The following is a 19,411-nucleotide window of genomic DNA, read 5'->3' on the forward strand; positions in this document are numbered from 1 at the left end:
AAGCGTTCATAAATAAATCATTTAGGATTGCTATATCAATAACTAAGGAGTCAATTTATGAAATTAGATATGTCATCAAAACTGAAACGCAGACACTTTTTAATACAAGCTGCCATGAGTAGCGGTAGCATCATCGGGGCAAATCTGTGGTCACAATCAGGTTTAGCGCAGACACCTGCATTTATCACATTAGATAAAAATCGCCCAGCTATTCCCTACGGTGTGGCTAGTGGCGATATTAACAGCAATAGCGGGGTGATTTGGAGTCGGAGCGATAGACCTGCACGAATGATTGTAGAATATGCTACTGATGATAATTTTCGCAATCCTCGCCGAATCATTGGACAAGTCGCTGCGGCAAATACTGATTTTACCGCACGGACATATCTAAATAATTTACCATCAGGTCAAGATATATTTTACCGTGTCACGTTCCAAGATGTAGGGGATGAAAACATCTACAGCGCTCCTGTTATCGGACATTTAAAAACTGCGCCCCAAGGACGAGGACAGGATATCTATTTTGCTTGGTCTGGAGATACCGCAGGTCAAGGTTGGGGAATTAATCCAGAATGGGGTGGTATGAAAATTTACGAATCGATTCGTCAGCTAAACCCTGACTTTTTTATTCATTCTGGGGACACTATTTATGCGGATAATCCTATTCAAGCCGAGGTAAAACTAGATGATGGTAGTATCTGGAAAAACATCACTACAGAAGAAAAGTCAAAAGTAGCAGAAACCCTCAAAGAATTTCGAGGTAATTTTACTTACAATTTACTAGATGAAAACATCCTTCGTTTCAATTCTCAAGTTCCTCAATTGGTGCAATGGGATGATCATGAAGTCAGAAATAATTGGTATCCTGGACAGATATTAGATGATAGTCGCTACACAGTTAAGGATGTTTCTCTATTAGCATCACGGGCAAAACAAGCATTTTTAGAATATAATCCTATCCGCTTTGATGCTAAAGACCCGGAACGCATTTATCGTGCTTTCAATTATGGGCAATTGCTAGAAATTTTTATGCTGGATAAACGCAGCTATCGGGGAAAAAATTCTCCAAATAACCAAACAGTAATGAGTACAGAAACAGCATTTCTTGGTAGTTCTCAATTACGTTGGTTAAAGAGCAAATTAAAGAACTCAAAATCCACTTGGAAAGTAATTGCTAGTGATATGCCGATTGGGTTAGTAGTACGCGATGGTCAAACCAACTTTGAAAATGCTGCTAATGGTGATGGAAAAGCATTGGGAAGAGAATTAGAATTAGCAGATTTATTCCGCTTTATTAAAGACAACAATATCCAAAATGTTGTTTGGTTAACTGCTGATGTGCATTATGCTGCATCCCACTATTATGATCCTAATAAAGCCCAATTTACAGACTTTAAACCTTTCTGGGAATTTGTCGCCGGACCACTCAATTCTGGAACATTTGGCCCGGCTCAACTTGATAATACCTTTGGTCCACAAGTAAAGTTTCAAAGTATCCCAGCAGATATGAAACAAAATCAACCACCAAGTGCAGGTTTGCAATTTTTTGGGACTGTAAAAATTGACGGAAAAACTGAAGTTTTAACTGTGACGTTGCATAATTTGGCAGGTGAAAAGCTCTATAGTGTAGATTTACAGCCAGAGGTTTATACAAATTAAATGTGAGCTAACTTCTGGAAAGGAACGGGTTTATAGAGGTTCTCGGTTGAGTGAGGTACAAAAACCCCACCCCCAACCCCCTCCCCGCAAGCGATGAGGGGGCTATGATGTGCCTTATATAATTGGAAACCTCCCCTACCTCTCCCTACCCCTCTCCTGAAAGGAGAGGGAACACCATTCCTCTCCCGCCAGTTGCTACAACGGGGGGAACTTGGGGGGTGGAGAGGGAAAAGGAATAACTCTTAATACTGGAGAGGCTTTGACTCCCCCTTCCCTAGTAGGGAAGGGGGTTGGGGGGTTAGGTTTATATTATATTTTTTAACGCCCACTTACTGACACAGAAAATATCTGTATTTTCCTGATCTGGAGCGGTTTGTTTTATCTTGGTCTACCCAAAGTTGTGATATAGAGAACAGCTTCATCAGCAGGAATACCCAAAACATCATTGACTTGATCATCAAAGAAGCCACCAATACCGCTAACACCTAAATTCAAGCGAATCGCAGCTAAATTGATCTTTTGTCCGAGATGTCCAGCATCCATGTGTAAATAACGATAAACACGATCGCCATATTGAGCGATCGCAGATTTCAGGTCAGCAGTATGAAATATTACTACTGCGGCATCCCGTCCTAAGTCCTGACCTAAACACAGAAAATGTAGCTCACGTCGGAAATTTTTAAAGCGAATTTGTCTTAATTCTTGGGCTTTAGGTGCATAATAGTAACAACCTGAATCTAGTCCGTTGACACCAGAAACGGCAATAAATGTTTCAATTAAATTCAGGTCAAAGTAATCTGGATAAGTATCTAAACTTTGGTCAATGTAATTTTGTGGTTGGTAAGTAAAATCGAGTAAAGCTTTGAGTTCATTTAAATTTAAATCATCACCACTATAAGCGCGGGTAGAACGTCGATTATAGATAGTATTCTCTAATTCTGAAAGATTTTTACCCCAATAAATGGAAGTAGTAACAGTGGAAACTTTGTCACAAAAAGGAAAATTATATTTATCCTCTAAAGAGCTTTCTTGTTGTACCGTTGGCAAATTTTGCTTACCAGTTGTACCAGCTTGAATTTGGGTATGTAAATGAAAATATTTCAGCAGTTCTCCATCGGGAATTGAGGGATAATTGGTTTCAGTTGTAGAAGGTAACGCAGTTTGTCCCAAAGGTAAATTTTGTTGAATATCTAACAAATCTGCCAACGCTAATACAGCAGTAGCACCTTCTTGTTGAGGATCAATATATAATAAATCATTGACTGCCTCATCTATAAAGCCACCGATTAAATGGGGGCGATAATCAGTAATAGCAGCAGCTAACTCGATGTTACCTAAAAGATGTCCTGTATCTAGAAAAATTCGCCGATAAGCTCTATCTTCATAACGCCATGCTGAACGATAAAAAACAGAAGTAGTAATCAGTGCAAGTTGGGTATTTTCTAAAGTAGGATGCCAAAAACAAGCTGCTTGTAAAGCTTGCCAAACATCATTTTCCCAATAATGCTTGAGAGAATGAGTCCGACATTGATAGTTATAAAGTCCCGGTGGCAGTAAAGGCGTACCACGGGAAACTACATATAGTTCAGCCGGATACAAACCGCCTGCACTAGGTGCAGATCGCAAATATACAGCACTACCCATAGAAGGCATTTTTGCCGTTAGTCCGTAGCTGCGAAACAGTAGTTGTGAAAGTCTCTGCCACCATTGAGAATCTGGATCATTGGCAAATGTATCTGGTTTTTCTTGTAGATAGGGTTTAAGGTCAATATCAGAGCCAATTTTGTACTCTTTGAAGGGTACTGGCTGTTTAGCCCAGTCTAACCTCTGACCTTTAGAGGCTAGAGTCTCCGGGTTGTATTTAGTACGTTCGTGGTAATGTTGGGCAATGGATTGGTGTATTTCTGGCATAGTATTTTTAATATTCTCGGTTAGTCCTATTATTGATCTTGACATTCATTAGCTCTATTATTTCGTGTTAATGAGTACAATCATCAAAATTAAAAATTAAAACCTAAAAATTAACTTTTTTGATCCGCTTTCCAGTTACCTGTCCGGGAGAAGATTGTCCAAATGATGCCTGTACGTCAAACTCTATCAACGTCTGATATTCAACTTTCTTACCTAGAGTGGAATCAAGGCCAAGAACCATTACTGTTGTTACATGGTATGGCTGATAATGCTTTGGTTTGGTCTAGTTTGGGTGATTATTTGGCAGCAGATTACCATATAGTTGCCCCAGATATGCGGGGTCATGGTGAGAGTAGTAAGCCAGAGAGGGATTATACTTTTGAGAGTGCGATCGCAGATTTGGAAGCATTAATGGATAAACTGGGATGGTCTGCTGCTCATATCGTCAGTCATTCTTGGACAGGTAAATTAGCTGCTATTTGGGCTAGACAAAACCCAGCACGCTTACGGAGTATCACTCTAGTAGACCCTATTTTTATCTGGAAAATGCCCAGTTTCCTAAAAATCACATTTCCTCTCTTGTACCGCGTCTTACCTTTCCTCAAAAGCATGGGGCCATTTGCTAGTTACGAAGAAGCCGAACAACAAATCAGACAACTCAGTCAATATCAAAATTGGAGTTCTTTGCAACAGCAAGTTTTTCAAGCCGGAATTGAACAAAAACCCGATAGTAGTTGGGGTAGCAAATTTACAATTGCAGCCCGTGATGGGATTTTTGACGCAGTAATGGACGTACCAGGATTTATTAATCCAATTGAAACTCCTGCTCTCTTTATACAACCAGAAAAAGGTGTAAACCGCCAAGATTGGCAAATTCAACCTTACAAAACTAACTTAAAAAAGTTACAACTCTGTCAAGTTCCTGGAAATCATTGGCCATTTTTAAGTAACCCAGAAGAATTTAATCAGACAGTCGCCACTTTTTTAGCGGCACAAACATGAGATATTGTACTAATCATCAGTTCCCAATCTTTTTTCAATTTTTAATTCTTAATTTTTAATTGTTTATGAGTCTTTGCATTAATCCAGTTTGTTCTCAACCCAACCACCCAGATAATGACGAAAACCGCTTTTGTCAAAGTTGTGGTTCTCAATTAGAATTGTTAGGACGTTATCGAGTATTGCGGTTATTGAGTGACAAAACTGGATTTAGTAAAGTCTATGAAGCTTATCAACAAGACACACCAAAAATCCTTAAAGTCCTCAAACAAGAATTAGCTAAAGATACCAAAGCCGTTTCACTATTTCAACAAGAAGTCAATGTCCTAGAGCAATTAAATCATCCTGGTATTCCCACAGCCGAGGGTTACTTTCCATATCAAACCAGAAATGCTGTGGTGTTGCATTGTATGGTGATGGAAAAAATTGAAGGACCAAACTTAGAACAGTGGTTAAAGCAACAACAAAACCGTCCCATTTCCGAAGCCCAAGCTATAGTTTGGTTAAAACAATTATTAGAAATATTAGCTTTAGTTCATAATAAACAATATCTACATAGAGATATTAAACCATCAAATATCATGATTCGCCCCGACGGGCAATTAGTATTAATTGACTTTGGTACAGCCAGAGAAATTACGAGAACTTATTTGGCTAATGGTGGGGGAATGACAGCAATTACATCATCAGGTTATAGCCCTCCAGAACAAATGCAAGGACAAGCCATACCCCAATCAGATTTTTTTGCTTTAGGACGGACTTTCGTATTTTTATTAACGGGATGTCAACCTGTACAATTATATAATCCCCACCTGGATGTTTTAGAATGGCGAAATCATGCAACTCATGTTTCACAACTGCTATTAGATTTTATTGATTGGTTGATGTTAACAGCAGTAAATCAACGTCCTAGCAATGCTGAAAAAATTTTACAAAGACTAGGAGAAATTGAATTTTTACTTGCAGATAATACCTCGGCAACTATTAATATTGGCGGTGGTTTAAAAACTGCAATAGTTAATAAAACAACTACTAATCACACCGTTGTTCCACCACAAAAGCAGCCAGAAAAATTACCATTATTAGCATGGTTAGCCGCTTTAATAGTTTCCTTATTATTACTTTGGTCTGTAGCATTAGCCAACCGCAATCATAAATTCACCGTTCTTCCTCCTGATTATGGACAAGCACCCGTCAAAAAAGGCAAAGTTGATTATTTCCCCTACGAAGAAGGCAAAGATAGTCAAGGGAGAGTAGCAGAATTTAATATTGCAGTTTTATCAGTAGAATATAAATGGCAATTAGGTAGCACCTACCAAATTAAATATAACGATCAAATTATTACCCTTGACTCGTTAAAATCTAACTTGGAACAAGAAGGTATTCAGCGAATCATGGAAAATCCCAGCGAGATTATTTCTGTGGGAACAGCTTCTTGTGAAGGGGATATTGCAGCGGAACAAAGTCGGGCTTTAGAACGTTCTAAGCAAATCCAACTCTTAGTAAAAAAGATATTTAGCAATATACCCACAGTTACAGGTTATCGCTTATTAAATCTGGGACAATTCCAAAGAAAAGATTGTCAAGCTAGTCAAGATTCAACAGCTTATCAACGCAGTATTATTATAATTGGTGTGAAAAAACAAGCTGAAGGTGTAATCTTAGATGAAGCTTTACGAGATAGATTAGAGAAAAAGCCTTTTGCTGATTTTAAATTAGAAGATTATTCTTTAGGTTCGGTAGAAAAATTTAAAACTATACCCAGTAATTTGTCATAGAGATTCTCCCAAAAACAATGTAGAGCCGAGAATTCCTACCCAGGTCACGTCTCTACAAGGTTACTAGATAACGTATATTTAATTTTTGGAGATTTGTAATAGTTAAGTTCCCAATGCCATGTATTATTTAAAATTTTTATTTATCAATATATCAATTTGCTGTACTCAACAAGTTACAATTATGATGTCAGCCAGAAATTCCCAAACGAATACAGGCTTATGCCACATTAGCAGAGGAAAAATATCATCTCCTCATAATGGTATAAATCTCGAAAATTGCCGATTTAGAGCAGTTAAAGACAATTTAAAGGAGAATTTATGCGGAGAACATCAACTTATCTAAGTTTCTAAGTTAGATAAATTATCAGGTGGAGGATAATAGTGTTAGAAAAATCTTTCTTTTATCAAGAAATTCTGCATAAGGGCAGAGAAGAAGGACGGTTGCAAGAACGGCTTTCAAGTATTGAATTAGCTTTAGATGTAAAATTTGGTATGGAAGGCTTGAAACTAATGGACGCAATATCACCAATTTCTGATTTAGAACGATTAAGGACTATTCAGAAGTATGTCTTAACTGTAAATAATCTCGCTCAACTACGGGAATTTATACAGAATATTCACGCTTCTGAACTACATTAAACATTAAATTATAAATTATTCAAGCTCCCATTCCTGAATACCGCTTTAAGCCTGCACGCCATAACAAACGATTTGCACCCAAAAATACCAGTAACCAACCCACAATTGATAAAAATCCTCTTGTTAAATCCACAGGTAGCCCTACCAAAATACTTGCAGGAAAATTAATCAAATAGGGAAAAGGTGTAAACATGACCACGTTACGCACCGCTTCTGGAAAAACATCTAAAGGTGCAATCATACCGGATAAAAACAGAAAAAAGAAAAACCAAACATTTTCTATAGCTGTCGCTCTTTCTGTCCAAAAAGCGAACATTGCAAAGGTGTATTGAATTAAAAATCGTAAGCTGAAAGCTAAAATCGCAGCCAATACAAAAAGCAATAAATTAGCCAAACTGGGCATCCAAAAAGCTTGGGGATATAATAAAAAGAATAATCCTATTAATATAAATACAAAAGGCATTCTGGCAAATCTTTCAGCAACATGAGTAAACAGGTGATGAAATCCTGGATCTAATGGTTGCAATAATCGCGGTGAAAGTTTACCTTCCACTACTTCTTTTTCAAAATCATAAATAACCCAAACGACTGTAATTTGTCTGATTAGAAAAACTGCGAAAAAATAACGAGCAAATTCTACAGCAGTGAAACCAAATTTTCCTCCTTGGGCTGCTTGTATCCATACACCCATGAGAATAATTGGTAAAGAACCAGACAGAACCCATAATATTAGTTCTGAGCGATACTCTAGCATATAAGCATAGTAAACGGAAAGTAAAGTTAGGGCTTTTTTAATCGTCTGTTTCAGAATAGATAGTTGGTAAGAACTCATCACTATAATCTCAGAGTAAACTCATCTCATTTGGTATAACATATATTTGACAGAACAGGTAAAATAAGCATAGACAAATGGGTATAAAAATAAATTATCTCAGGATAGATATTATATTGAATTAAGCCTACTTACTTAGGTGCTGAATATTCCTAGGAAGAAAAAATAACTATTCCCACGATATCCAATTTACAATAATTATTAACTAAACCAAATCACCCAAATAGACAGTTTTTATCTGTAACAATAATAATCTAAATTTCTGTCATTTCCATCACAAAGTAATAATTCTTATATGTACACCACTAGACATCAAAATTTATGCCTTTTATTTCATAATATTTAAAGAAAGCAAAGGTAGCTAGATTAGCATATTTCCTTTTTTGCTCTCTACTAATTCTAAAAGTTAAACTTTTAGGTTTTTGACAATTTACAAAAATTTACCTAACCTAAAAAATAGGTTTAGTAAATAAAAGCCCTAACAGCGATTTAGTTTAGCTACATCGAAAATTGCTGTTGCAGACTGTTGTTATGAGCAAATAAATTGATCGCAAATCCTCAATATTCAGCCGTCAAATTATTTATGCCTAATGGCAGGGTCATTTAAAAGCTTTCATCAATTGCCATGAGCAGAGATTTAGCAACTATTGAAGTTTGGTACAGGAGTAGTACATAAGTCTAGGAGAATTTCATGTTAGAGTCTTTAACGTCGTTGAACGACCATAATTTACCTTATCCAGATACACTTCATCCCATCGTCGTTCACTTCGTAATTGCGATGGTGCTATTTTCTTTTTTCTGTGATTTAATTGGATATTTAGCTGGAAAACCTCGCTTATTTGAAGTGAGTTGGTGGAATATGTGTGTAGCGACAATTGCTATTTTTGTCGCCATTATTTTTGGTCAATTTGAAGCTGGTTTAGCCAAACCTTACAACCTAGTTAAATCAGTATTAAATTACCACACCCTCATCGGTTGGTCACTTTCGGGAATTATCGCCTCAATTACAGCTTGGCGCTATGTACTCCGCACCCGGAACCCGCAAAAACTACCAATTCACTATCTAGCTGCTGGGCTACTTTTAACCATCATCGTTGGAGTACAAGTATATCTCGGTGATCAACTTGTGTGGGTTTATGGACTACACACCGTACCAGTTTTGGAAGCGGTAAAGGATGGAATATTACCATGAACTCAGAATTAATTGATCAAATCAGCGCTCAAATGGGTGCAAATGGATTGCCTTATAGCATTCCCATTCACCCCAACTTAGTACATCTCACACTAGGTTTATTCATCATTGCTATTATCTTCGATATCGTTGGTGTACTCTTCCCATTAGATCAATGGGCTTTCAAATATTTGGCAATTTCTGTAGAACGCGCTCAATTATTTGAAGTTGGTTGGTACAACATGGTAGCTTCTGCTGTCATCACCTTTTTCACAGTAGCTGCGGGTTTTTATGAAATGTTCTTAGCAACCCCATCTGCTGATATTAAAAGTGCTTGGGGTATGCAAGCAATGGCAACCATGATGTGGCATGGTGTGGGCGGTGTTGCACTACTAGCTTTGATTATTGGCATGACATTTTGGAGAGGATGGCAACGCTACATTTCCTGCAAAGACTCAGATATACAAGTGCGCTGGAGTTATCTGTTAGTAGGAATTTCCATCATGTTTGTGATGTATTTACACGGTACTTTAGGAGCGCAATTAGCCGCTGATTTTGGCGTTCACAACACCGCAGACAACTTGTTGAGAATGGGACAAGACATTAACAAGGTACTGGGAAATTAATTCGTAATAATGCCTACGGCAGGCTACGCCAACGTAATTCGTAATTCGTAATTAATAGATTTCTGTTGCCAATTACCAATTACCAATTACCAATGACCAATGACCAATGACCAATGACTAATGACTAATGACTAATGAGTAACCATGAAAATTCGGCACATTTTAAATATATTAACCTTGATGTCTGGGATAGTTGCCGTCACTTTGATCAGTATCGGTGTTGGCAAACAGGCTTATTCTTGGCTTCCCCCTCAAGCTTCGGCTGAATCTCATCTTATTGATGATTTGTTTAGCTTTTTGGTGACATTGGGTGCTTTCATCTTTTTAGGTGTTACAAGCACTGTTTTGTATTCAATTACCTTCCACCGTGCTAAACAACACGATTTGAGCGATGGTCCACATATTGAAGGTAACGTCACATTAGAAGTTGTGTGGACAGCAATCCCGATCATGTTAGTGCTGTGGATTGCAAGTTACAGCTACCAAGTTTACGAACAAATGGCGATTCAAGGGCCAGCCCAACTGGTACACCTACATAATCCCATTAGTATGCAATCAGCTTTTGCAGCAGATCAAGAAACACCAGAAGAAGTGGTGGGTGAATCTGTAGAAAAAATTGACGTACTAGCCAAACAATGGGCGTGGGTGTTCCATTATCCTGAGAAGAATGTTACCAGTACAGAATTGCATTTACCAAGCGATCGCAGAATCCGTTTAGCATTGCAATCAGAAGACGTGCTACATGGCTTCTACATACCCGCTTTTCGCCTCAAACAAGACATCGTTCCTGGTCATACAATCGACTTTGAATTTACACCAATTCGCCCTGGTAAATATAGCCTCAACGATTCCCAATACAGCGGTACATACTTTGCAACCATGCAAGCCAACGTGATTATTGAATCTCCAGAAAAGTATCACGAATGGTTAACAAAAGCTGCAAGCCACATCCCCACCCCAGCAAAAAATCAAGCTGCCAGCGAATACGCCCAAACCAGCAGCCAAAGCATAAAAACTGGTTGGGAAACCGTCAAACCTGCTGCACCTCCAGTAGTCAACTTTTCTGGCTAACTAACTTTTATCAGCATCATGATTTACAGGATTTAAGGATTTACAGAATTTAATTTAATTTAATTTAATTTAATTTAATTATTTTCTGTGGATTTTTTAAATCTTGTTAATCCTTTAATCCTGAGCAAAAAGTGATTCTGACTGACATTTAATCCACAATCCAAAATCCAAAATTCACAATCTGAAATCGAATGACAAACATTCCTATTCACATCGCAGGTGAATCACATCACCACGAACCACCAAACAACTGGAAAACATACTTCACCTTTAGCACAGACCACAAAGTCATAGGTATTCAATACCTCGTCACCTCATTTTTCTTCTTCCTCATTGGCGGTATTTTCGCCATGATCTTGCGGGGAGAACTAGTCACCCCCGAATCTGATTTAATCGATCGCACCGTTTATAACGGAATGTTCACCATGCATGGAACCGTCATGCTGTTCCTGTGGACATTTCCCTCCCTTGTTGGTTTAGCTAACTACCTCGTACCCTTGATGATTGGGGCGCGAGATATGGCATTTCCCCGCCTGAACGCCGTCGCCTTTTGGATGGTTCCAGTCGTGGGCATTCTCCTCATGTCCAGCTTCTTCGTTCCCGGTGGCCCCGCCCAATCTGGTTGGTGGGCATATCCCCCCGTCAGTACCCAAAACCCCACAGGTAACTTGATTAATGGTCAAGTTCTGTGGTTATTAGCGGTAGCTATTTCCGGTGTTTCCTCCATCATGGGCGCGGTAAACTTTGTCACCACCATTGTCAAAATGCGCGCCCCTGGTATGGGTTTCTTCAGAATGCCCTTATTTGTGTGGGCAGTATTTAGCGCCCAAATCATCCAATTATTTGGACTTCCTGCCTTAACTGCTGGTGCGGTAATGTTGCTGTTTGACTTAACAGTTGGTACTGCCTTTTTTGACCCCAGCAAAGGTGGAAACCCAGTCATGTTTCAGCACTATTTCTGGTTTTACTCCCACCCAGCAGTTTATGTAATCATTTTGCCCATCTTCGGCATTTTCTCAGAAATCTTCCCCGTTTATTCTCGCAAGCCATTATTTGGCTACAAAGTCGTCGCTATTTCCTCCATGTTAATCGCCGTAGTTAGCGGTATCGTCTGGGTACACCATATGTACGTCAGCGGTACACCTGGGTGGATGCGGTTGATTTTCATGTTGACAACCATGTTTGTATCCATTCCTACAGGGATTAAAGTATTTGCTTGGGTAGCAACAATTTGGGGTGGAAAAATCCGATTAACTACACCAATGCTATTCGCTTTAGGTGGTTTGCTGATGTTTGTTTTTGCTGGTATTACAGGAATCATGCTTTCTTCTGTACCAGTAGACGTTCACGTTAACAACACTTACTTTGTCGTTGGTCACTTCCATTATGTTCTTTACGGAACAGTGACGATGGGTTTGTATGCAGCCATTTATCACTGGTTCCCCAAAATGACCGGTCGAATGTATTCCGAAGGTTGGGGACAAATTCACTTTTGGTTAACATTCATCGGTACTAACCTCAACTTTTTACCCATGCACCCATTAGGTTTGCAAGGGATGGTACGCCGAGTTGCTTCCTATGCACCAGAGTATCAATTCTGGAATATTATCGCTAGTCTAGGTGCATTCTTATTAGGAATGTCAACCTTACCCTTCATTTTCAATATGTTGATTTCTTGGATGCAAGGTGAAAAAGCACCTAATAATCCTTGGAGGGCAATTGGTTTAGAATGGATGATTTCTTCACCTCCTCCTGTAGAAAACTTTGAAGAAATTCCCATCATTATTAGCGCACCTTATGGCTACGGAAAATCCGAACCATTAACAGCTAACCTGGAACACCACACCACATTAATCAACCCAGAATAATGCAGAGAAAAAGAAGGACGTAGAAAACCTCTGCGTCCCCTCTGCGTAGAAGGTGACAGGGAACAGGTGACAGGTGACAGTGCTAAAAGCCTTTTATTATCTAAGTTTCAGCAATGGCTTACGCCGTGTGTTAGCACTACAGTTGATGTCCTAACGCCTTATCTGTTGCTTGCTATACCTCTGCATTGACAACTCAAAAGGAGAATTTACCCAATGGATAGTTCTATCAATCCCGAAGAATTGCATCATGTCAGCCATGAACATGAACATGACGAAGAAGGCAATAAAATGTTTGGTTTTATTGTATTTCTGTTATCAGAAAGTGTCATCTTTTTAAGTTTCTTCGCTGGCTATATTATCTACAAAAGCACAACAGTTAACTGGCTTCCTCCTGGTGTTTCAGGACTGGAAATTAAAGAACCTGCCATTAACACAGTAATTCTTGTTGCTAGTAGCTTTGTGATTTATCTAGCAGAAAGAGAATTACAACGCCAAAATTTACAAGGTTTTCGCCTGTTTCTATTTGCAACAATGCTCATGGGTAGCTACTTTTTATATGGGCAAGCTGTGGAATGGAGTCAATTGAAATTTGGCTTTACTTCCGGTACTTTTGGCGGGATGTTTTACCTGTTAACTGGATTTCACGGTTTGCACGTTTTCACCGGGATTTTGTTGCAGTTGATGATTTTGATTCGTTCTTTCATTCCCGGTAATTACGATACTGGACACTTTGGTGTTAATTCAACTTCGTTGTTTTGGCACTTTGTTGATGTTATCTGGATTGTTTTGTTTCTACTTATCTACGTTTGGCAGTAGGGAAAGAATAGTTAGTAGGGTGGGCAATGCCCACCTAATTATTTTAAATAATTGTAATAAATTATATTTATCATTTGCTAAAAATAGAATTTTTAATGTATCATAACATATGGAAATTTTGAACAAAGTTCAATAAAAATAATGATAAATAATCAACTTATTTCTATTTCTCTTTTCACCGGTGCTTTTGGCTTAGACTTAGGTTTAGAACAAGCTGGATTTCATACAGTAAGTGTAGTAGAGAAAGACCGAGATGCCACAAAAACAATTGCTCTCAATAGACCTGAACTCCAAGAAAGTGCTATTCCCAGAGAATTAGAAAAAGTCAGTTCCCAAGAGTTACTTGAGGAAGGAGGAAGAGTTTTAAATTTAGGTCGCGCTTTACGCGTTGGTGAGGTAGATTTAGTAACTGGTGGTCCCCCTTGTCAACCATTTAGCACCGCAGGAAAACGCGGTTCAGTTCTAGACCCTCGAGGTAGTTTATTTATGGACTTTATCCGCATTGTTAAAGAAATACAACCCCGCTTTTTCTTGATGGAAAATGTCAGAGGTTTACTTTCTGCTTCTCTTCGTCATAGGCCAATTAATCAAAGAGGAAAAGATTATCCACCTTTAGAACTTGATGAAATGAATGGTGCTGCTTTGAAGGTAGTTTTAGCAGAAATGAAGGATTTAGGCTATAACGTAGTTTACAACCTTTTAGAAGCAGCAGATTATGGTGTTCCCCAAAATAGATTGCGCGTAGTTTTTATTGGTTCTAGAGATGGTGAAACTGCTACATTTCCTCTAGCTAAATATAGCAAAGATGGTATATATAATAAAAATCTACCGAAGTGGAGGACTTTAAAAGATGCGTTAACAGATTTTGTTGATATAAAACCAGAATTTATTGCTTACTCCGAAAATCGTCTGAAGTTTTTAAGATTATTACAAGCAGGACAAAATTGGAGAAATTTACCAGAAGAATTGCAAAGAGAAGCAATGGGAGGTGCTTATAATTCTGGTGGGGGAAAAGTTGGTTTTTACAGAAGATTATCTTGGGATAAACCTTCACCGACTATCACAACCTGTCCCCATCAAAAAGCTACAGATATGTGTCATCCTGTCGAACTGCGTCCTTTAACTGTGCGCGAGTCTGCAAAAATTCAAACTTTTCCTGATGATTGGATTTTTTATGGCTCGGTAACTTCTAAATACAAACAAATTGGTAATGCAGTACCAGTTTTACTTGCTAAAGAACTTGGTGATTATCTGTTTAATTTAATGCAGGAAAATCAACCAAAAGGAAAAGCAGTAGCTGAACAACTCTCTTTATTTTCTCTATAGAATTTACTTTGCTGCTAACTCTGCAAAAGCTTGATCAATTCTCTGTAACATATTTTTCACATGGTTCTCAATTAGCTCATATTCAAGATGAATCATATCCCAAAACTCCTTACCAGCTATGCGAGGAATTTTATAATCGTTAAATGTCCATCCACCTAAATTAAAAGCGGCTATAAATAAGGGATAATCATGAATTCCTAATTCTTTTTTAGCTCTATTTGTCTGTGAACCTGTCAAAGTACCTTTTAAAGTTTTTAACTGTGCAAATTTAATTTTTTCATCTGTTAGTATAACAATATCTATTCCCTTGATTTTAATTCCAAACTCAAATTCAGGTACAATTACATAAGGGCTAATATCAGCTATTTCTTCCCAAAGTTGCCCCATTTTTGTGCTAAGGCTTCTTGTAACTGAGTTACTAGTTACTAGCAATTTTGCTCCACAGAGTTCAAAGAGATTTTGGGGGTTAGGATGATGCTAAAGTATTGCACTTTTCTTTTCAAAATCTGCTTTTAACCAGGTAATAAATTCATCTGCAAATTTATCTGTTTTATTGCTGATTAACTTGGATTGATTCTCTAATTCTAGAATCGAGTAATTATCATTGTCTTTTTGAATTTGATAATCAAAATATCCTGATGCTATTGAGTAAATAATTTTTCCGTATTTGTATGCTATGTGCAAATCTTCATCGGTTATATGAGTAACATCAATTAATGACGCATGATGTAAGATTATAGGACTTACGCATTGACAAAAAATATCATCTATGTAGTCTAGATAATGGCATCCTTGCGAAGGTTGGCAAAAATATGCTCACGGACAACAGAAGTAAACAGATTCCTTTGTACTTCATACCAATTGCTAATTATATTTTCAGAGCGCATAAACTCCAATTTCACAAAAGCTTGAAGTGAACAAAATATATGAGTTTTGATTGCACAGGTATCTCTAACCATGAACCGACAAATTCCACATACTTGTTTTATGGCTCGATGAAATGTTTCAATACCCCAATGGGTATCATGAATTGTGATAAAGGTACTTCTGGTTATGTCTTTGATTTTCTCCTCATCTAGTAGATATAAAATATAATGTCTAGAGTCTTCCTTTTTAAAGTCTTTCCTAAACAATTTTATAAATCCAAATTCTTTCAGATGAGTCCTTAATCCTTCTTGGGGAATAGCCAGAGTGCTTACTTGACAATACTTGTGTGGCTCATTTGAAACAGTTCTATTTTTTTCAATTCCGAATAGGAAACCCAATTTCTGGTTTTTTAGAAATTTCAAGTTTTCTACTCCAGAATACCAACTATCTCCTGTTACCATTCTGGGTTTGACTCCCCAGCTTATTATTTCAATTACCATTTCTCTAAAATAATCGTTTTTTGTTTTTCCCTCCTTTTTATCATATATTCTATAATTTATTGGTACTGAATTACCATTAATATCACTGTAATATAGACTAATTAAATTTAAGCCAATAATAGTTTTATGGGCTTTCCCTGACCAAAAATAACTGATTAATTCCGCATTTTTAGGGTCGCTGTAAATCTTTTCTATGACTGTATCGTCTACACTTAATATCCCTCCTTCCAGATTGATAATTTTCTCTATTATGCTGAATAAATCTTTGGGTTCGTATCTCTCTCTCAATAAAAAGCGGTTTACACTATCATGTGAAACATCTCCCAATATCTCCGCTAACCTACTGCACCCTCCATACTTTGGCTCTGACAGCAAAAATAAGGTGTAGATGTCTAGATTGCATTGTGCTGTCGAGGGTTTAGTAATTTCTCTCATTCTCTCATACCCATTACTCGACGACTCTTATTTATCAATGCACTATTTTGTTATTCTGTCAATGCGTAAGTCCTAGATTAGTTCTTTCCGTTCTTGTATAGAAAGTGGTATGAGAGTTTTAGCCTCTAACTTGGTAGACATAAAAAAATTATAATAACCTGTTCGAGGCGCATTTAGCAAATATTTTGTTTATGCGACATTTATTGTCTATGACTACACATTAGGCTTAACATCACGAGGTGGTATTTCATCTGCTGTTAAAGTCACCACTTTACCATCTCGCAAAATACTAATTGATTCTCCTAACCTGCGATGTCTTTCTATTGCATTGGCTATTGCAAATTTCACACCAGCATCTATTTTTTGATGTAACTCTGTAGCGGGAACTTGAGATTTATTATCTTGCTGTAATTTGATTCCAGATTCCGTATTCATAAATTATCATTTCCTTATTTACACCCGATTCAGCAACTAATTGAGGTTCATTCCCAGAATTATTATATATTATCCAAGTATCACACAAAGGTAAATAAAGGTCAGTTAGGTTTCTACGTCCACGTTCATAGCGTCTGCGGATGATATCTTCTGGAATATTATGACCTCCACTTGCTACCCGTCTGCTTACCCTAGATATTGCTAATTCTGGAGTTTCTAACCAAAAGTATATTAAGTTGATTATATAACCTTGATTTTTATATTCTCTAAATATATGCTTGATGCTTTGGCTTTTGGATTTTAATAAGAAGTGTGATCATTTAAAAAAGATCACACTCCCTAAATTACGCCTTCATCAAAGATAAAATAATCCCAACTAATGAACCTAAAATTAGTCCTATACTGCTTAAAGAACTGATAGCAAAACCTATCACGCGCTTTTCTGCTGCTTGATAATATCCCCAAGCATAAGCAATACGTCCTATTATCCAAGTTGTACCGAGAACAGAACCCCAAATAGGACTAACGTAAACAGAAAACAACCATAAAGCAGGTAAAAATAAAACAAGTTGTTCTAAGGTATTTTGCTGAACCCTTAGCACTCTTTCAAAATCAAGATTTCCTGTGGTTTGTGGTACGGGAACTTGATATTTTGCTCTAGCTCTACCAACGTTAATTGTGACAACAAAGTAAAGTATGAGCGCGGATACGGTAACTAAACTAGGAAAAGGAGACATACATCAAAATTCGAGTACATAGGCTGATAATGACACATTTAACTTCATTATTTACTTGCCATTACCAGAAATTTTGTCATAACTTAGAGTTGGAGATGGTTTGTAATTGCTGATCAAAAGTGCTTCTCTATCGCAATCACCAGACTGGAAAATACTTAAAATCTGATTCAGATACAAACCTTGAAAGCGGGCGATGGGACTCGAACCCACGACATTCTGCATGGGAAGCAGACATTCTACCACTGAATTACACCCGCAGATGAGAATTACATTAATAAACTCTAAAGAATATCATATCATAATTGAGCAATATATGAAGAAGCAGTTTAATTTATTTATATATTCATCCTGCCAAAGGATAGATGAGGAAAAATTGATAAGTATAATGTACACTTAATCCAATGGGAGTCTAAAGCACCAACGTCTCTAACTATACTCACTTCTTGATTCCATGCTCTTCATCAACTGTCAAAGCTTTGCCCTGCTGATGAAGCGATCGCTTATTTTAGCGATAACACCCCGGTTTGGCTGGCACCAGCACCTTTATCCATAGCAAAATCGAGGACTTTCGATTGACCGAAATTTCCGCAGGTGAACTCGATTATACAAAATATATACCCTGAGTATCAAGTATGTTCAATACAACTGAAATTATCATTAATGCTTTTGTAAATCAAATTCGAGAGGGCTATCAACGCACCTACGGTAACTTAAAAACTGATTATCAAGACATCATTGCTTGGGCTGGTAACATGGCTTTGGAAAACATTGCCAACAGCGATGCCCTATATCATAATGTTGAACACTCAGTTCTCGTTACCCTTGTCGGACAAGAAATGTTGCGTGGTAAACACATTCGAGAAGGTGGTGTTTCCAGCGAAGACTGGTTACACTTTATTATCTCCTTATTGTGTCACGATATCGGCTATGTCAAAGGAGTTTGCCGCGAAGACAGAGAATCAGAATCCCTATATGCTACAGGGCAAAATGGTAACATGATTGCCCTACCTCACGGCGCTTCTGATGCTAGTCTCACACCATATCATGTAGATCGAGCCAAACTATTTATTGGTGAACGATTTGGTGGACACACTTTAATAGACGCTGAAGTCATTAAGGTAAATATTGAATTAACTCGGTTCCCTGTACCGACAGCAGAAGATCATCAAGATACCAACCACTTTGCCGGTTTAGTACGTGCTGCTGATTTAATCGGGCAATTAAGTGATCCGCGTTACTTGAGAAAAATCACTAGTTTATTCTACGAATTTGAAGAAACTGGGATGAATAAAATTTTAGGTTATCAAAATCCTGGGGATTTACGCAAAAATTATGCCAAATTTTACTGGAATGGTGTCTATCCATATATCAAAGATGGACTGCGATATCTATCTCTAACACAGCAGGGAAAACAAATCATCGCAAATCTTTATTCCAATGTATTTGTAGTTGAACATGAAAAGCAAAATGAAGATTTACTGTATTTAGTTGAGAAATTACACGCTTAAATACAGCAGAATTCAGGAGTCAGGAGTCAGGAGTCAGGAGGAGGCAGTGCGGTGGACGGGTTCCCCGACTTGTAGCAACTGCCGTCAACTGCCGTTCAGGAGTAAAACTGGCGAATGTGTCTAGGTTTCAATTTTGATTCTGTACCTCATTGATCTGCAATCTGCTGTATAACAGTTTGCATTTGATTCTCAGAGGATGTTTGAAAAGTATTTTTGGTAACATCAAAAACCCA

18 protein-coding genes and 1 tRNA gene are annotated in these 19,411 nt (G+C 37.7%); 12 read left to right on the plus strand and 7 right to left on the minus strand.

What is annotated here, in order from left to right:
- Window positions 1–57 precede the first annotated feature (57 nt).
- The gene (locus A9Y75_RS06160; protein ID WP_071188630.1) at window positions 58–1,659 is read left to right on the plus strand and encodes an alkaline phosphatase D family protein; all 1,602 of its coding nucleotides are present in this window, start codon (window positions 58–60) and stop codon (window positions 1,657–1,659) included.
- Window positions 1,660–2,037: 378 nt separating this feature from the next.
- On the opposite strand, the gene A9Y75_RS06165 is transcribed toward A9Y75_RS06160, so the two are convergent.
- Window positions 2,038–3,570, minus strand: coding sequence for a SagB/ThcOx family dehydrogenase (locus A9Y75_RS06165; RefSeq protein WP_071188631.1), 1,533 nt, complete (start codon window positions 3,568–3,570; stop codon window positions 2,038–2,040).
- Between the two features lie 165 nt (window positions 3,571–3,735).
- Between A9Y75_RS06165 and A9Y75_RS06170 the strand changes: the two genes are divergently transcribed.
- From A9Y75_RS06170 to A9Y75_RS06180, 3 genes are all read left to right on the plus strand, one after another.
- Window positions 3,736–4,572, plus strand: a complete 837-nt coding sequence (locus tag A9Y75_RS06170; RefSeq protein ID WP_071188632.1) for an alpha/beta hydrolase — start codon at window positions 3,736–3,738, stop codon at window positions 4,570–4,572.
- Between the two features lie 65 nt (window positions 4,573–4,637).
- Complete coding sequence (locus tag A9Y75_RS06175) at window positions 4,638–6,347, plus strand: serine/threonine-protein kinase (RefSeq protein ID WP_071188633.1); 1,710 nt, start codon at window positions 4,638–4,640, stop codon at window positions 6,345–6,347.
- Window positions 6,348–6,728: 381 nt separating this feature from the next.
- On the plus strand, window positions 6,729–6,986 hold the full coding sequence (locus tag A9Y75_RS06180) for a hypothetical protein (protein WP_071188634.1): 258 nt from the start codon (window positions 6,729–6,731) through the stop codon (window positions 6,984–6,986).
- Window positions 6,987–7,005: 19 nt separating this feature from the next.
- On the opposite strand, the gene A9Y75_RS06185 is transcribed toward A9Y75_RS06180, so the two are convergent.
- Window positions 7,006–7,794 carry an ABC-2 family transporter protein gene (locus tag A9Y75_RS06185; protein WP_071188843.1) on the minus strand — a complete coding sequence of 263 codons (789 nt, stop codon included), beginning with the start codon at window positions 7,792–7,794 and terminating at the stop codon, window positions 7,006–7,008.
- A gap of 715 nt (window positions 7,795–8,509) precedes the next feature.
- Between A9Y75_RS06185 and A9Y75_RS06190 the strand changes: the two genes are divergently transcribed.
- From A9Y75_RS06190 to A9Y75_RS06215, 6 genes are all read left to right on the plus strand, one after another.
- Window positions 8,510–9,010: a DUF2231 domain-containing protein gene (locus tag A9Y75_RS06190; RefSeq protein ID WP_071188635.1), complete on the plus strand. Its 501-nt coding sequence runs from the start codon at window positions 8,510–8,512 to the stop codon at window positions 9,008–9,010.
- A complete protein-coding gene (locus A9Y75_RS06195) occupies window positions 9,007–9,615 on the plus strand; it encodes a DUF2231 domain-containing protein (protein ID WP_071188636.1) in 609 nt (202 codons plus the stop codon). The genes A9Y75_RS06190 and A9Y75_RS06195 overlap by 4 nt, the downstream gene beginning before the upstream one ends.
- 144 nt (window positions 9,616–9,759) lie before the next feature.
- A complete protein-coding gene (locus A9Y75_RS06200; RefSeq protein ID WP_071188637.1) occupies window positions 9,760–10,686 on the plus strand; it encodes a cytochrome c oxidase subunit II in 927 nt (308 codons plus the stop codon).
- Between the two features lie 191 nt (window positions 10,687–10,877).
- A complete protein-coding gene (gene ctaD, locus A9Y75_RS06205; protein ID WP_071188638.1) occupies window positions 10,878–12,554 on the plus strand; it encodes a cytochrome c oxidase subunit I in 1,677 nt (558 codons plus the stop codon).
- Window positions 12,555–12,767: 213 nt separating this feature from the next.
- Window positions 12,768–13,370 (plus strand): heme-copper oxidase subunit III, encoded by a 603-nt coding sequence (locus tag A9Y75_RS06210; protein ID WP_071188639.1) that lies wholly within the window; start codon window positions 12,768–12,770, stop codon window positions 13,368–13,370.
- Between the two features lie 141 nt (window positions 13,371–13,511).
- A complete protein-coding gene (locus A9Y75_RS06215) occupies window positions 13,512–14,696 on the plus strand; it encodes a DNA cytosine methyltransferase (RefSeq protein WP_071188640.1) in 1,185 nt (394 codons plus the stop codon).
- A 3-nt stretch (window positions 14,697–14,699) separates the two neighbouring features.
- On the opposite strand, the gene A9Y75_RS29395 is transcribed toward A9Y75_RS06215, so the two are convergent.
- The 5 genes from A9Y75_RS29395 to A9Y75_RS06240 form a co-directional block, all read right to left on the minus strand.
- The gene (locus tag A9Y75_RS29395; protein WP_236721338.1) at window positions 14,700–15,083 is read right to left on the minus strand and encodes a hypothetical protein; all 384 of its coding nucleotides are present in this window, start codon (window positions 15,081–15,083) and stop codon (window positions 14,700–14,702) included.
- Between the two features lie 389 nt (window positions 15,084–15,472).
- A complete protein-coding gene (locus tag A9Y75_RS06225; RefSeq protein WP_083389514.1) occupies window positions 15,473–16,438 on the minus strand; it encodes a transposase in 966 nt (321 codons plus the stop codon).
- Window positions 16,439–16,711: 273 nt separating this feature from the next.
- Complete coding sequence (locus tag A9Y75_RS06230) at window positions 16,712–16,933, minus strand: hypothetical protein (protein WP_071188641.1); 222 nt, start codon at window positions 16,931–16,933, stop codon at window positions 16,712–16,714.
- Between the two features lie 344 nt (window positions 16,934–17,277).
- Window positions 17,278–17,670, minus strand: coding sequence for an MAPEG family protein (locus A9Y75_RS27335; protein WP_071188642.1), 393 nt, complete (start codon window positions 17,668–17,670; stop codon window positions 17,278–17,280).
- A 185-nt stretch (window positions 17,671–17,855) separates the two neighbouring features.
- Window positions 17,856–17,927, minus strand: a tRNA-Gly gene (locus tag A9Y75_RS06240).
- Between the two features lie 375 nt (window positions 17,928–18,302).
- On the opposite strand from A9Y75_RS06240, the gene A9Y75_RS06245 reads away from it, so the two are divergent.
- Together A9Y75_RS06245 and A9Y75_RS28310 are read left to right on the plus strand one after the other, a co-directional pair.
- Entirely contained in the window at window positions 18,303–19,178 is an 876-nt protein-coding gene (locus A9Y75_RS06245; protein ID WP_071188643.1) for an Npun_R2479 family HD domain-containing metalloprotein, read from the plus strand.
- The gene (locus A9Y75_RS28310; RefSeq protein WP_177176120.1) at window positions 19,159–19,302 is read left to right on the plus strand and encodes a hypothetical protein; all 144 of its coding nucleotides are present in this window, start codon (window positions 19,159–19,161) and stop codon (window positions 19,300–19,302) included. The genes A9Y75_RS06245 and A9Y75_RS28310 overlap by 20 nt, the downstream gene beginning before the upstream one ends.
- Window positions 19,303–19,411 lie beyond the last annotated feature (109 nt).

The organism is Trichormus sp. NMC-1 (assembly GCF_001858025.1).
In the GTDB taxonomy this organism is placed as follows: domain Bacteria; phylum Cyanobacteriota; class Cyanobacteriia; order Cyanobacteriales; family Nostocaceae; genus Anabaena.